General features: G+C 61.6%; 18 protein-coding genes. 9 read left to right on the forward strand and 9 right to left on the reverse strand.

The features are described 5' to 3' along the window. Positions 1-3 precede the first annotated feature (3 nt). Positions 4-177: a rubredoxin gene (locus DIC66_RS18920; protein WP_199534800.1), complete on the reverse strand. Its 174-nt coding sequence runs from the start codon at positions 175-177 to the stop codon at positions 4-6. Positions 178-299: 122 nt separating this feature from the next. Between DIC66_RS18920 and thiD the strand changes: the two genes are divergently transcribed. The 6 genes from thiD to DIC66_RS18950 all read left to right on the forward strand — a co-directional run bounded on the left by thiD (position 300) and on the right by DIC66_RS18950 (position 3,900). Beyond that, positions 300-1,211 (forward strand): bifunctional hydroxymethylpyrimidine kinase/phosphomethylpyrimidine kinase, encoded by a 912-nt coding sequence (thiD, locus tag DIC66_RS18925; protein WP_117179742.1) that lies wholly within the window; start codon positions 300-302, stop codon positions 1,209-1,211. 36 nt (positions 1,212-1,247) lie between these two features. After that, positions 1,248-2,546 (forward strand): glutamate-1-semialdehyde 2,1-aminomutase, encoded by a 1,299-nt coding sequence (gene hemL / locus DIC66_RS18930; protein ID WP_117179743.1) that lies wholly within the window; start codon positions 1,248-1,250, stop codon positions 2,544-2,546. A 3-nt stretch (positions 2,547-2,549) separates the two neighbouring features. Further along, a complete protein-coding gene (locus tag DIC66_RS18935) occupies positions 2,550-2,807 on the forward strand; it encodes a hypothetical protein (protein WP_117179744.1) in 258 nt (85 codons plus the stop codon). Between the two features lie 69 nt (positions 2,808-2,876). Continuing rightward, a complete protein-coding gene (locus tag DIC66_RS18940; RefSeq protein ID WP_117179745.1) occupies positions 2,877-3,101 on the forward strand; it encodes an addiction module protein in 225 nt (74 codons plus the stop codon). Then, on the forward strand, positions 3,101-3,394 hold the full coding sequence (locus DIC66_RS23780; protein WP_117179746.1) for a type II toxin-antitoxin system RelE/ParE family toxin: 294 nt from the start codon (positions 3,101-3,103) through the stop codon (positions 3,392-3,394). Before DIC66_RS18940 ends, DIC66_RS23780 begins: the two co-directional genes overlap by 1 nt. A gap of 101 nt (positions 3,395-3,495) precedes the next feature. Continuing rightward, positions 3,496-3,900: a hypothetical protein gene (locus DIC66_RS18950; protein ID WP_117179747.1), complete on the forward strand. Its 405-nt coding sequence runs from the start codon at positions 3,496-3,498 to the stop codon at positions 3,898-3,900. Between the two features lie 61 nt (positions 3,901-3,961). Here DIC66_RS18950 and purH read toward each other — a convergent pair whose 3' ends face one another. The 3 genes from purH to dusB are packed head-to-tail and all read right to left on the reverse strand — an operon-like array spanning position 3,962 to position 6,859. After that, complete coding sequence (gene purH / locus DIC66_RS18955) at positions 3,962-5,554, reverse strand: bifunctional phosphoribosylaminoimidazolecarboxamide formyltransferase/IMP cyclohydrolase (protein ID WP_117179748.1); 1,593 nt, start codon at positions 5,552-5,554, stop codon at positions 3,962-3,964. A 22-nt stretch (positions 5,555-5,576) separates the two neighbouring features. Next, positions 5,577-5,813, reverse strand: a complete 237-nt coding sequence (locus DIC66_RS18960) for a helix-turn-helix domain-containing protein (RefSeq protein ID WP_117179749.1) — start codon at positions 5,811-5,813, stop codon at positions 5,577-5,579. After that, positions 5,810-6,859, reverse strand: a complete 1,050-nt coding sequence (gene dusB, locus DIC66_RS18965) for a tRNA dihydrouridine synthase DusB (protein ID WP_117179750.1) — start codon at positions 6,857-6,859, stop codon at positions 5,810-5,812. The genes DIC66_RS18960 and dusB overlap by 4 nt, the downstream gene beginning before the upstream one ends. 155 nt (positions 6,860-7,014) lie before the next feature. Between dusB and DIC66_RS18970 the strand changes: the two genes are divergently transcribed. Further along, a complete protein-coding gene (locus DIC66_RS18970) occupies positions 7,015-7,482 on the forward strand; it encodes a YqaA family protein (protein WP_117179751.1) in 468 nt (155 codons plus the stop codon). Continuing rightward, a complete protein-coding gene (locus tag DIC66_RS18975; protein ID WP_117179752.1) occupies positions 7,482-8,081 on the forward strand; it encodes a hypothetical protein in 600 nt (199 codons plus the stop codon). Before DIC66_RS18970 ends, DIC66_RS18975 begins: the two co-directional genes overlap by 1 nt. Before the next feature lie 27 nt (positions 8,082-8,108). On the opposite strand, the gene DIC66_RS18980 is transcribed toward DIC66_RS18975, so the two are convergent. Further along, positions 8,109-9,008, reverse strand: coding sequence for a DMT family transporter (locus DIC66_RS18980; protein ID WP_199534801.1), 900 nt, complete (start codon positions 9,006-9,008; stop codon positions 8,109-8,111). Positions 9,009-9,018: 10 nt separating this feature from the next. Continuing rightward, entirely contained in the window at positions 9,019-10,110 is a 1,092-nt protein-coding gene (ychF, locus tag DIC66_RS18985; protein WP_117179753.1) for a redox-regulated ATPase YchF, read from the reverse strand. Positions 10,111-10,431: 321 nt separating this feature from the next. Between ychF and DIC66_RS18990 the strand changes: the two genes are divergently transcribed. Further along, positions 10,432-11,811: an EAL and HDOD domain-containing protein gene (locus tag DIC66_RS18990; protein ID WP_117179754.1), complete on the forward strand. Its 1,380-nt coding sequence runs from the start codon at positions 10,432-10,434 to the stop codon at positions 11,809-11,811. Positions 11,812-11,849: 38 nt separating this feature from the next. Here the strand turns inward: DIC66_RS18990 and DIC66_RS18995 are convergent, their stop codons facing one another. From DIC66_RS18995 to DIC66_RS19005, 3 genes are read right to left on the reverse strand one after another with little or no spacing between them, the layout of a single operon-like run. Further along, entirely contained in the window at positions 11,850-12,521 is a 672-nt protein-coding gene (locus tag DIC66_RS18995) for a DUF799 domain-containing protein (protein WP_117179755.1), read from the reverse strand. Positions 12,522-12,530: 9 nt separating this feature from the next. Further along, positions 12,531-12,887 carry a DUF4810 domain-containing protein gene (locus tag DIC66_RS19000; protein ID WP_117179756.1) on the reverse strand — a complete coding sequence of 119 codons (357 nt, stop codon included), beginning with the start codon at positions 12,885-12,887 and terminating at the stop codon, positions 12,531-12,533. A gap of 30 nt (positions 12,888-12,917) precedes the next feature. Next, a complete protein-coding gene (locus tag DIC66_RS19005) occupies positions 12,918-13,592 on the reverse strand; it encodes a CsgG/HfaB family protein (RefSeq protein WP_117179757.1) in 675 nt (224 codons plus the stop codon). Positions 13,593-13,601: the final 9 nt, after the last annotated feature.

Here is a 13,601-nt window from a genome sequence, read left to right on the forward strand (position 1 = left end):
GCGCTAAATTTGAACCATTTCGAAATCTTCCTTGCGCGCAGCGCACTCGGGACAGACCCAGTTCATGGGCACATCAGCCCACAAGGTACCGGGTGCGATTCCATGCTCCGGCGCTCCCAGCGCCTCGTCATAAATCCAACCGCAAATCAGACACATCCAGGTTTTGGTATCAGTCACAGCTTAAGGGGCCTTCGAATAGAATGCAATCATTGTATAGAGGCAACAGCCGCAGCCCACGCTGCTGATTGTCGAATTCACTGCCATTCTGCCTGATGGCACCCACGAGAACAGGCTACGAAATGACCGCATCACCCATTCCCGACCCAGAAGCTGGCGAACGCGATGACAGCCCCGCTGCCTGTGTGCTGGTATTCAACGCCAATGACCCCAGCGGCGCGGCCGGATTGACCGCAGACCTGATGGCCATTGCCTCTGTTGGGGCACACGCCATGCCCATCATGACGGGCGCCTATGTGCGTGATACCTCCGAGGTGTTTGACCACTTTGCACTGGATGACGAAGCCGTCTCCGAGCAGGCCCGCGTCATCCTCGAAGACATACCGGTGCAGGCCATCAAGGTCGGCTTTGTGGGCAGCCCGGAGAACCTCAGCGCGATCGCCGAACTCGCCTCGGACTATGCCGAAGTGCCACTGCTGACCTACATGCCCGACCTGTCCTGGTGGCGTGAAGACCAGATCGACATGTACCAGGACGCCTGTAGCGAACTGTTACTTCCGCAGACCACGGTGTTGGTGGGAAACCACAGCACGCTGGCGCGCTGGCTGCTGCCCGAATGGAGCAACGAAAAAGCCCCCACGGCACGTGACATTGCGCGCGCGGCCAATGCCTTTGGTGTGGCCTATACGTTGGTTACAGGCATCCCCTTGCCGGACCAGTTCATCGAGAACACGCTGGCCTCGCCCACGGCTGTTTTGTGCACGCACAAGTTTGAGCGCTTCGAGGCGGTGTTCAGCGGCGCAGGCGAGACCTTGTCTGCTGCCGTGACCGCGCTGATTGCCAGCGAGACCGAACTTACCGAAGCCGTGTCCGAAGCCCTGAGCTATCTGGACCGCTGCCTGGACAGTGGCTTTCGACCCGGCATGGGCAATGTGGTTCCCGACCGTCTGTTCTGGGCACAGCCCGAAGACGACGAGGAAGAGGACGCCAAGGAATCCAGCTTCGAAATTTCCCCCAACGACACCCGCCACTGAGTGTCCCCTGCCCCCTATCAGACCCAGCCGACTGCCATGACCATTGACCGCAACCAAACCCTGTTCGACCGTGCCCGCCAAGTGATCCCCGGCGGCGTGAATTCCCCCGTGCGCGCCTTCAAGGCCGTGGGCGGCACACCGCGCTTTGTGCAGCGCGCACAGGGCGCCTACTTCTGGGATGCCAACGGCAAACAGTACATTGATTACATCGGCTCCTGGGGCCCCATGATCCTGGGCCATGGCCACCCGGCTGTGGTGGAGGCGGTGCAGAAGGCTTTGCTCGAAGGCTTCTCGTTTGGCGCGCCGACTGAGCGTGAAGTAGAACTGGCCGAGGCCATTCTGGCGCGCGTGCCCAGCATGGACATGGTGCGTCTGGTGAGCTCGGGCACCGAGGCCGGCATGAGCGCCATCCGCGTAGCGCGTGGTGCCACGGGCCGCAGCAAGTTCATCAAGTTCGAAGGCTGCTACCACGGCCATGCCGATGCGCTGCTGGTGAAAGCCGGCTCGGGCCTGGCTACCTTTGGCAACCCCACCAGCGCCGGTGTGCCACCCGAGGTGGTGCAGCACACCATCGTGCTGGAGTACAACAACCTGCAGCAGCTCGAAGAAGCCTTTGTCACGCATGGCAAGGAGCTGGCCTGCATCATCATCGAGCCGATTGCCGGCAACATGAATTTTGTGCGCGCTTCTCTGCCCTTTATGAAGCGTTGCCGCGAGCTGTGCACGCAGTACGGCGCCCTCCTGGTGTTTGACGAAGTGATGACCGGCCTGCGCGTGGCCCTGGGCAGCGCACAAAGCGTGTACGCCCGCAGCATCCCCGGCTTTGAGCCGGACATGACGGTGCTGGGCAAGGTGATTGGCGGCGGTATGCCGCTGGCGGCCTTTGGCGGCAAGCGCCACCTGATGGAGCAGCTCGCCCCCTTGGGCCCGGTCTACCAGGCCGGCACGCTGTCTGGCAACCCGGTGGCCACCGCCTGCGGCCTGGCCACCTTGCACGAGATTGGCAAGCCCGGCTTCTATGAAGACCTGGGCCGCAAGACCCAGTCGCTGGTCAGCGGCCTGACCGCTGCGGCCACCAAAGCCGGCATTCCCTTCTGTGGCGACAGCGAAGGCGGCATGTTCGGCTTCTTCCTGTTCCCCGAGTTGCCGCAGAACTACGCCAAGGTCATGACCACCGACAACAAGACCTTCAACACCCTGTTCCACGGCCTGCTGGACCGCGGTGTGTACATCGCGCCAGCCCTATACGAAGCCGGCTTCATGAGTGCTGCCCACACCGAGGCTGACATCGCAGAAACAGTGGCAGCAGCGGCAGACATTTTCAGCGCACTCTAGGCCATGGACGCCGCATCCGAAGCGGCAGGCACGCTGGGCGCCCTGGGCCTGAGCCTGCCCTCCCCCGCCTACCTGCTGGGAGCCGTGCTGTTCGGCATTTTCGGATACGTGGCCTACCGGCGCGGCAAGCTGGCATCGAGCCCCAACCTGCGCTGGAGTGGTCTGGCCTTGATGATCTACCCCTATGCAGTCTCCGAGACCTGGATGCTGTGGGCTCTGGGTGTGGCGCTGTGTGGCTGGGTGTGGTGGAAGTGGGAATGATGGCGCACACCGAAAACTGCTGATATGGCAAACTTAGGGTCATCCCTCACTTCTTCACCGGAGGCCACCATGGGCATTGATTTGAATGTGCTGGAAGCCCAGGTTCTTCAGCTCAATCCTGCTGACAGAGAACACCTGTTTGAGCGCCTGATCGCCAGCCTGGACGCTGACAGCGCTGTCGAGCAGGCCTGGGAGTTGGAGGCCGACCGCAGGGAAGCGGAACTGGACAGCGGTTTGGTGGTCGCCGTGCCGGGCACGGAAGCAGTTGCCAGACTCAGAGCCAAGCTTGCGTAATGGGATATACGCTCCACCCAGGGGCTGAAAACGACATTGCCGGGGCACTTGATTTTTACCTCGAACACGCCGGGATGACGGTTGCCAAACGTTTTCTTGACGAGTTTGAGCGGGTCGCAATTCTGTTAGTCCAGCATCCCGGATTTGGAACTCCTACGACAAGGGGTCGGCGAAGTTTCCCGCTCAAGGTCTTTCCCTATTCTGTGGTGTATCGCGTAGTCGATAGCGAAATACGCATTCTGCTCATACGCCATCAACGCCAACGACCTGGCTATGCGGGCAGCAGGCGGTAGGCGCCCTGAGCGCCACTTGCTTTCATGCGTCACACATCTGTCACGCAACTTTTGAATTGTTGTGTGAGACTTGCAGAAATGTCCAACCCAGGAACCAAGCAATGGATGACGCTGACAAGAGAATGCATACGCGGGCACAGTACTTCCTGATCAAGGAAGACAAAGAGGCCATCCCCATTTACGCCTTTCGGGATCCGGCCGACACCTTGGCCATCCCGGCACTGGTGGTGGACCTGGGGGATGGCGGAGTGCAGATTTTGACGACCCATGTCATCGATCTATCCCTGCAAAGTTACGACCTGGAGTTGGTGGTCACGGGCAGCACGGCGGATGCCGCCATTGGGCGTGAGCCGGTTCAGCTGGTCTGGTCCCGTCCGGACGGAACCAACGTCCGATCAGGCTTTGCTTTCAGCCGTGGCGAGGAGGTTGGCACCAAGTGGAGCACGCTCCTGGAAGGCCAACCCCATCACCTGCTACGCTGCGTGCTGCATCCACTCGCAAGTTAAAAGCAAAAGCGTCTGCTCTGTGCGGGGTGCGCACAGAGCAGACCGGACAGCGCCGTGTTGATCAGTGCCTGAAGTGGCGCACGCCGCTGTAGACCATGGCCACGCCACGTTCGTTGGCAGCCGCAATCACCTCGTCATCGCGCATGGAGCCGCCGGGCTGGATGACGCAGGTGGCACCTGCATCCACCACCACATCCAGGCCATCGCGGAAGGGGAAGAAGGCATCGCTGGCCACCACGGTGCCTGACAGGCTCAAACCGGCATGCTCGGCCTTGATGCTGGCAATGCGGGCCGAGTCCAAGCGGCTCATCTGGCCTGCGCCTACGCCCATGGTCATGCCGCCCTTGCAGAAGACGATGGCGTTGCTCTTGACGTACTGCGCCACCTTCCAGGCAAACAGCAGGTCTTGCAGCTCCTCTGGCGTGGGTTGTTTGACCGTGACGACCTTCAGGTCCGCCAGGGTGAGCTGGTGGTTGTCAGCGGTTTGCAGCAGGATGCCGGAGCCCACGCGCTTCATGTCGATGGCGTTGCGGCCGTTGTCCCAATCGCTCGCGCCACCCTTGGGCAGGTCGATCTGCAGCACGCGCACATTGGCCTTGGCGGCGAACACGGCCAGGGCTTCGGGCGTGTAGGCGGGGGCCATCAGCACCTCGACAAACTGCTTGGAGATCTCGCGCGCACCGGCTTCGTCCAGTGGCGTGTTCAGGGCGATGATGCCGCCGAAGGCCGAGGTGGGGTCGGTCTTGAAGGCCTTGCTGTAGGCCTCCAGTGCGTTGGCGCCAATGGCCACGCCGCAGGGGTTGGCGTGCTTGACGATCACACAAGCAGGCGTGTCAAAGCTCTTCACGCATTCCCAGGCCGCGTCGGCATCGGCAATGTTGTTGTAGCTCAGTTCCTTGCCTTGCAACTGCTTGGCCGTGACCAGCGAGCCGGGGGCGGGATACAGGTCACGGTACAGGGCGGCTTGCTGGTGCGAGTTCTCGCCGTAGCGCAGGTCCTGCAGCTTCACAAAGCGGCCATTGGTCTGGGCGGGGAACTGGCTGAGGGTGGGTGCCTGGTTGTCGGCCACGCCTTCGCCAAACTGCACTGCGGACAGGTAGTCGCTGATGGCGCCGTCGTACTGGCTGATGCGGTTGAAGGCGGCAACGCTCAGGGCGAACTTGGTCTTCTGTGTGACGCCGCCGGCCTTGAGCTCGGCAATCACTTCTGCGTACTGCGACGCGTCGGTCAGCACGGCCACGTCTTTCCAGTTCTTGGCGGCGCTGCGCACCATGGCCGGGCCACCGATGTCGATGTTCTCGATGGCGTCTTCCAGCGTGCAACCGGGCTTGGCCACGGTGGATTCAAACGGGTAAAGGTTGACCACCAGCACGTCGATGGTGTCGATGTCGTGCTCGGCCAAAGCGGCCATGTGGGCAGGCACATCGCGGCGGGCCAGCAGGCCGCCGTGCACGCGCGGGTGCAGGGTCTTGACGCGGCCGTCCAGCATTTCGGGGAAGCCTGTCATCTCGGCCACTTCGGTCACAGGCAGGCCGTTGTCGGCCAGCAGCTTGGCGGTGCCGCCGGTAGACAGCAGTTTGATGCCTTGGGCATGCAGGGCCTGGGCGAGTTCGAGGATGCCGGTTTTGTCGGAGACGGAAAGCAGTGCGTTCATAAAGGGTCAGGGTAGGAAGTTGTTATTTCAGTAGCTTGTGTTCAAGCAATTTTTTGCGCAGGGTGTTGCGGTTCAGGCCCAGCCATTCGGCCGCGCGCGACTGGTTGTGTTCGGCATGTGCCATCACCACTTCCAGCAGGGGTTTCTCGACGATGCGCACCATCATTTCGTGCAGGCTGTCGGGTTCGGTGCCGCGCAGGTCACGGAAATACACTTCCAGGCTGCTGCGCACGGTCTCCTCAATCTGTTTTTTGCTCATGCGGTCTCTTCTCTTTGGGGTTCTTCTTCATTGTCTGTGACGGAAGTTGGCGTGGGCAAGCGGTCCATGCTGGCGCCCAGCTGGTCCATGAAGTGCTCCACACAGGCCACCTGGGCCGTGCTGTCTTCCAGGGTATTCATGTGGCTGCGAAAGGCTTCTGCGCCGGGCAGGCCACGCACATACCAGGCGATGTGCTTGCGCGCCGAGCGCACGCCGATGAATTCGTCGTACAGGCTGTAGTGGTCGTGCAGGTGATCAATAAGCAGGCGCCGGACCTCGCTCACCAGGGGCTGCGCCAGGTGCTCGCCGGTGGCCAGGAAGTGGTTGATCTCGCGGAATATCCAGGGGCGCCCTTGCGCCGCACGGCCAATCATGATGGCATCGGCACCGGTGGCCTGCAGCACGTCGCGTGCCTGCTCGGGCGTGCGGATGTCGCCATTGGCCACCACGGGAATGCGCAAGGCGGCCTTGACGGCGGCAATGGTGTCGTACTCGGCTTGGCCCTTGTAGCCCTGCTCGCGCGTGCGACCGTGCACGGCCACCATCTGCACGCCGGCCGACTCAGCCGCGCGGGCCAGCACCACGGCGTTCTTGTGACTCTGGCACCAGCCGGTGCGCATCTTCAGCGTGACCGGCACGTTGCGCGTGGCGCAGGCATTCACCACGGCCTCGATGATCTGCAGGGCCAGGGTCTCGTCCTGCATCAAGGCGGAGCCCGCCCATTTGTTGCACACTTTCTTGGCCGGGCAGCCCATGTTGATGTCGATAATTTGCGCGCCGCGGTCTATGTTGTAGAGCGCGGCCTCGGCCATCATGGGCGCTTCGGTGCCGGCAATCTGCACGGCAATCGGGCCGGGCTCGCCGGCATGGTTGGCGCGGCGCGAAGTCTTGAGGGTGTTCCACAGGTCCTTGCGCGAGGTCACCATCTCGCTGACCGCATAGCCCGCACCCAGGCGTTTGCACAGCTGGCGAAACGGCCGGTCAGTCACCCCCGCCATGGGGGCGACCATGAGCGGATTTGCCAAAGCAAACGGGCCAATGTGCATAGGGTGTGAAGAAAGACGGGTTGGGGTGGCGGCTGCGGCGTGAAGCCTGCTGCAATTCTACCTGCCCAAAATTTCAGCAATTGAAATTCTTTTGCAAGCAAGTGCTGCACTGTGCACAGCAGGCAACACGCCGGGGTTTCTATACTCGCAGGCACATGGAACTCTGGATCAACCACCTCTTGGCCCTTCTGGCATTGCCGCAGTACAGCCTGGGCACGGTGTTTGTGGTGTCTTTTATATCGGCCACCCTGCTGCCGCTGGGCTCGGAACCTCTGGTGTTCGGCTTGATCAAGCTCAACCCCGACCTGCTGTGGCAGGTGATAGCCGTGGCCACGCTGGGCAATACCCTGGGCGGCGCAGTAGATTGGTGGATGGGCTTTGGTGCACACAAGGTGGCTGACAAGTACGGCCGATCGTCCATGCATCTGCGGGCCCTGGCCTGGCTGGAGAAGCTGGGCCCCAAGGCCTGCCTGCTGGCATGGCTGCCCTTGGTGGGCGACCCGCTGTGTGCCGTGGCGGGCTGGCTGCGTCTGCCCTTCTGGCCTTGCCTGCTGTACATGGCGATTGGCAAGTTTTTGCGCTATCTGTTTTTCACTTCGACTCTGTTGGGACTGTTTACGTAATGGAACTTTTTATTCTGGCCCTGGCAATCGGCGGCCTCTGGTTTTTCAACATCCGTGAACAGCACCAACGCATACGCCTGCTGGCCGGCATTCTGGGCCAGTTCCAGGTGGAAAAAATGATGGAGACGGTGGCCGACGGCTACCTGCGTGCCCTGGGCGAAAACGATGCAGAGCGCAGCACCCAGGTCTGGAACATGTTGGGCCAGGCCGAGATCACACTTTGCGGCCAGATCCAGGCCTTCACCCAGGCCTTTGATGCGGTGGACGCAGAGTCCGCCCACTTCAGCACCCTGCCGATTGGCCTGCCCTTTGCCAAGCAACTATTCTCCAACTACAGCGCGGACCTGCGGCCCCTGCTGCATATCCATGCCAAAGGAGTGGAGGCCCTGGTGCGCAACGAAGCCGGGCTGAACCAGAAGGACAAGGCCTTCATGCTGACGGCCGAACTGCTGCTCCTGCAGCACAGCTGCCAGTGGTTTTGCCGCTCCAAGGCAACCGCCAGCGCACGCATGATGGCGCGCCACCGCACGCCGCATGCGCAGTTGCTGGCCTCGGTGTCGGAACAGACGCGCAGCACCTACACCCGGCTGCTGGGTTAAGCCGCGCCGCTTGGGGCTCGGATAAATCTAGCGCAGCAACACCACCGCAGTACCAACGACCGTGAGTGCGGCCCCCAGCCAGGCGCCCGGCGCCGGTGCGCGGCCCAGACGCAGCCACAGCAGGGGCAGCAGCAACACAGGCGACACGCTGGAGAGAATGGCCACCATGCCCACATCGCCATGCTGCAGGGCCAGAAGAATCAGGCTCATGCCCACGCCCATGCCCAGGAAACCGATCCAGCCCACCTGCAGCAGGATGCGCGGGGTGGCCGGGTTGAGCGCACGCGCTCCCGCGTAGCCCGACCACAGCAGTACCAGTTGCGCCACGCAGGTGGCGCCCACCCGCACGGCGGTGGCGGCAATCGGGTCCACGCCGCTGACCATGACCGGCTTGGCAATCAGCGAACTCAGGGCCTGGCACAGGGCGGCCAGCAAACCCAGCGCCACGCCCAGTCCCCAATGGCCATGGTTGGCCTCCAGGGTGTGCGCCTCGTCCTTGTGGCGGCCCAACAGAATGGCCGTCACCACGCCGCCCATGACCAGGGAACCACCCAGCATGGCCTGCGCGCCCATGCGCTCATCCAGCACCCAAAAGCCCATCAAGGCGCTGAAGAGGGCATGGGTGGCAAACAGCACGCTGGTGCGGCGCGGCCCCAGCCGGTTCATGGCGGCAAACAGCGCGGTGTCGCCCACAAAAATACCGATGAAGCCGCTGACCGCCATCACGCCGCAGTCCGCCAGGGACAGGCTGCGCCAAGTGCCGCTGAACAGCACCACGGGCACCAGCATCAGCAGCACCAGCGACATGCGCCAGCGTGTGAAGGCAAAGGTGCCCAGGTGCCGCGCAGGCGTGGCCGACATCACACTGGTAAAGGCCCAGCAGACCGCCGCCCCCAGGGCCAGCAGGTCGTAGGGAGAGATCAGCAACGAAGCAGGCTTAGGAGCTGAACAGGAAGTTCATCACATCGCCATCCTTGACGACGTAGTCCTTGCCTTCGGCGCGCATCTTGCCCGCGTCCTTGGCACCCTGCTCGCCCTTGAAGGCGATGAAGTCGTCAAAGGCGATGGTCTGGGCGCGGATGTAGCCCTTCTCGAAATCGGTGTGGATCACACCGGCGGCCTGCGGGCCGGTGTCGCCCACGTGGATGGTCCAGGCGCGCACTTCCTTCACACCGGCCGTGAAGTAGGTCTGCAGGCCCAAGAGCGTGTAGGCCGATCGGATCAGGCGGTTCAGGCCGGGCTCGTGCAGGCCCAGCTCTTCCAGAAACATGTCGCGGTCGGCGTCTTCCATCTCGGACATCTCGGCTTCGAGCTTGGCGCAGATGGCCACCACCGGCGCGTTCTGCGCCTTGGCAAACGCCGTCAGGCGGTCCAGCATGGGGTTGTTCTCGAAACCGTCCTCAGCCACGTTGGCCACAAACATGGCGGGCTTGGCGGTGATCAGGAAGAACTGCTTCAAAAGCGGCAACTCGTCTTTGCTGAAGTCCAAGGTGCGCACCGGCTTGGCCTGGTCCAGCGCGACCTGGCACTTCTCCAGAATTGTCACCAGCTTGGCCGACTCCTTGTCGCCCGAGCGCGCCAGCTTGGTCACGCGGTGCAGGGCTTTTTCCACCGCACCCAGGTCGGCCAGGCAGAGCTCGGTCTGGATGACTTCGATGTCGGCAATCGGGTCCACTTTGCCGGCCACGTGGATCACGTTGTCGTCTTCAAAGCAGCGCACCACATTGATGGTGGCGTCGGTCTCGCGGATGTGCGAGAGGAACTTGTTGCCCAGGCCTTCGCCCGTGCTGGCGCCAGCCACCAGGCCGGCAATGTCCACAAACTCCACGATGGCCGGGACGATGCGCTCAGGGGTGATGATGGCAGCGAGCTGCTGCAGGCGCGGGTCTGGCACTTCGACCACGCCCACATTGGGCTCGATGGTGCAGAAGGGGTAGTTTTCTGCCGCAATGCCGGCCTTGGTCAGGGCGTTGAACAGGGTCGATTTACCAACGTTGGGCAGGCCAACAATTCCGCACTTCATAAAAATCCTTTTAAATCAGTTTTCCCAATGGCAGCACCGAGCCGAATGTCGGCGTGGTCGAGGTGCCGGACCTGCAAGCGGCCGTTGATGGAGCCGGCAGCGTCAGTCATTGCAAAACCCTGCTTCGCAGCAAAGTTTTGTCCTCGTTTTGTCCTGGGGAGTAGCGGGTGATTGTACTTACAGGGGAAGACTGCCCCAGGGCCAGCTGCGCGGCGCTGCACGCCAGAGGCGATTGCACGGTTTGCCGCTTGGCCAAAAGAAATTGCGCGCCCAGAATGCACCCCACGTGCTCTCAAAGACACAAGCACACAGCCAAGGGGGATTTCCATGTTCGCATTCTTGCGGCGCCTGTGGCCTGCTGCAAAACCGCCCCGGGCAAGCAACCCGCCGCCGGCCGCAGCGCCGCCCCCCCGCAAAAGCCGCCCCCTGCCCGAGCGCATCCCCGACCCGACCAGTGAATTTGTGCGGCGGGAGTCCCTGCTGGACCGCTCAGAACACATTGCCGGCTACACCTTTTCCCTGTTCGCCAAACTGCATGACCGATTGAGCCGGCGCAACGGCGTGTCGCGGCGCGCCTTTGACCTGGCCTTGCTGATGCGCATGGCGCTGTACGACGGTGACGCGCTGCTGGGCCACCGCCTGGCCCTTGTCAATCTGGCCGCCGACTCCCTGCATGACCCGGTGCTGGCGAATGTGCCGGTACACAACACCGTGCTGATGCTGGAGGTCATACAGCCCGAGAGCACCGACTGGGAGGCACTGGTCAGCCGGGCCACTGCGCTGATTGCGCAGGGCTTTTCCATCGGCATGTGCGTGCAGGACGCAAGCGATCTCGCCCGCCCCTTGCTGGCCCATGTGGACTACATCCAGGTGGAGGTACCCCGGTTTGACGGCCTGGTGCTGCGCGAACTGGTGGCGGGTCTGCGCCAGCAGCGCGGACCCGCAGGAAAGCGTGTGCGGCTGGTGGCGCACAACCTGCAAAGCCATGATGACTTCCTGTTTGCCCACAAGAGCGGCTTTGACTACTTCCACGGGCCTTTTGTGAGCAGCCCGGTCAAGATCAAGGCGGGCGGTGGCATCAACCGTCTGGTGGTATTGCCGATTCTGAACATGGTGCGTGCGGACCGGAGCTTCGCCCTGATTGCCGAGAAAATCAAAAGCGAACCTACGCTGACCTTCAAGTTGCTGCGCTACCTGAAGTCACCGGCGATGGGTTTGCAAGGCCAGGTTGACAACCTGACCAGCGCCCTGGCACTGGTAGGCAGGGCCAGGTTCTACCGCTGGATGTCCCTGCTGCTGTTCGACTTCACCAACCCGAGCTACCAGGAGCGCCTTCTGGCCGAACGCGCCCTGACGCGCGGGCGCACGCTGGAGCTGCTGGCCGGCAAGGGCCGTATTCCCAATATTCCGGACGTGCTGTTTCTGACCGGATTGTTTTCCCTGCTGGACGTGGCACTCAACCTGCCACTGGCAGAACTGCTGGACCAGGCGGCCTTGCCGGAGCCGGTCAGCAGCACCCTGCTGGGCCAGAGCGGCCCCATGGCCGATGCCTTGCTGCTGATGAAGCTGGGCGAAGCCGACTCGGCGTTTGAACCCCAGCGCCTGTCGCAGGCCCTGTCAGCCTGTGGCATTGGCGACCATGCGTACAGCCTGGCCGCCCAACAGGCGCTGGTATGGGCCAATGCTGCGCTGGGCGATGCCGAGTAGCACCGTCACGCTGTGCTGTGGCACGCTGGGCACAGCGCTCAGTCCAGCTTGTCTTTTCCGTAGTTGGGTGAGCGCGGGCCATACAGCAAACCATTGCGTTGCCCGGCCGACAGCAGCCGCGCCGTGGCAATGCCGGCGATCTGGTGGCTTTCATCGGTCGTGCTGGCAACCACTTGCTTGATGATGGCCGTTATCAGCAGCACGGCAAGCCCACCCTGGTTTTGGTTATTGCTTTCGGCACTTGAGGCTTGCGCAGAGCCAGACCACAATGTTTTGCCGGTTTTCAAGTCAATCAGATTGGCCTGTGCCGCAACCAGGGACTGGCTGTCAATGACCTGGTACGTGGTTCCGTACTTCGATACCGTGATGTAGAGCGCAGCATCCGCACCAAATATTTCACTGAGCTTTTGCGGCGATGTGGCGTGCATGTCAGAGGGCTGGGTCATGCCATTTTCCTTGAACGCCTCGGCAACCAGGGTGACTGGCATCACGTAGTAGCCCGCTTCTGCCAGTGGTCGCGTGGCATAGGACAGCACGCTGTAGCTTGCAGCCACTTCCGGCGAGTTGTTCACGGGCGGCAACACCAGTATGGAACGGGGATGGCTTTCCTTGAAGGCCGTGTAGTCGTAAGGTGCCTTGGTTGCACAGCCGGAAAAGACCAGAACCATTGCGGCCACACCAACGCATTTCAAACAGCTTGTGAGTTTCATTTTGAATTCCTACTTCTTGAAGTTGCGCAACAGGAAGTCCATGAAGGTCTCCGACTCAGGGTATTGCTTTCTTTCAGCGCGTATCTTTTCTGCGAACTGATCGAGTCGGCCTTGCTGCCCATAGAGAAGGCCCAGGTGTGCGTAGTAGCCCGGTGGGACAGCCCCTCCGCTGGCAGTGATTTTTTGCAGATCGGTTTCCATTTGCTGGACCTGGGCATCCGGGCTTGTCTTGTCAGCGCGGAAATACGCATCGACATTGTTTTGATAGCCCTGCCACTGGTACAGCGATGTCTGCTTTGTCGCGCAGCCACCCAGCAACGCGGCCAGCAGCATCAACCCGATCAAACGCAATAGGGTGTTTTTCATGAGTGTTCCTTGAAAAAGTGGCAGGCGGTATCAGGGGGCCGGGCGCCAGGCACCACTGTCCATACCGGAGACCAGGTTGTTGACGGCATCGCGAATGGCCAGGTCCAACACTTTTCCGTTCAAGGTGGAGTCATAGCCTGCGGTACCGCCAAAGCCGATAACTTCACGCTCAGACAGGCTGTATTCGCCAGCACCCTGAGACGAATAAACCACTTCCGAGGTCAGCGTGTTTACGATATTCAGATTGACCTTGGCATAGGCAATTTGCGTCTTGCCACGGCCCAGCAGGCCAAACAATTGGCGGTCACCCACATCACGGCGGCCGAACTCGGTGACGTCGCCTGTGACGACAAAATCAGCGCCCTTCAATGCCTGTGCCTTCTTTTGAAGCGCGGCCTCTTCTTTTATTTCCGTCATGTTGGACCGGTCCAGCACACTGAAGCGACGGCTTTGCTGCAAATGGGTGATCAGAATGGTTTGTGCCTGGCCGCCCAGTCGGTCCACATTGTCTGAAAAAACGCCGCGCATAAAGGATGAACGATTGTCAAACTTGCCCACGGATATGGGTGTGCGAGTTCCGCTATAGGTTTGCCCTGCGGAATCTACTTTTTGAATCGCCAAGGTTCTGGATTCTTCCTGGTGGGCACATCCCATCAGGCTCGCAATAGCAACAACAACGCATGGCAAAAAAAATTGCTTTTTCATTCTGACCTG

Origin of the sequence: Rhodoferax lacus (assembly GCF_003415675.1) — a bacterium.
GTDB classification, from domain to species: Bacteria; Pseudomonadota; Gammaproteobacteria; order Burkholderiales; family Burkholderiaceae_C; genus Allorhodoferax; species Allorhodoferax lacus.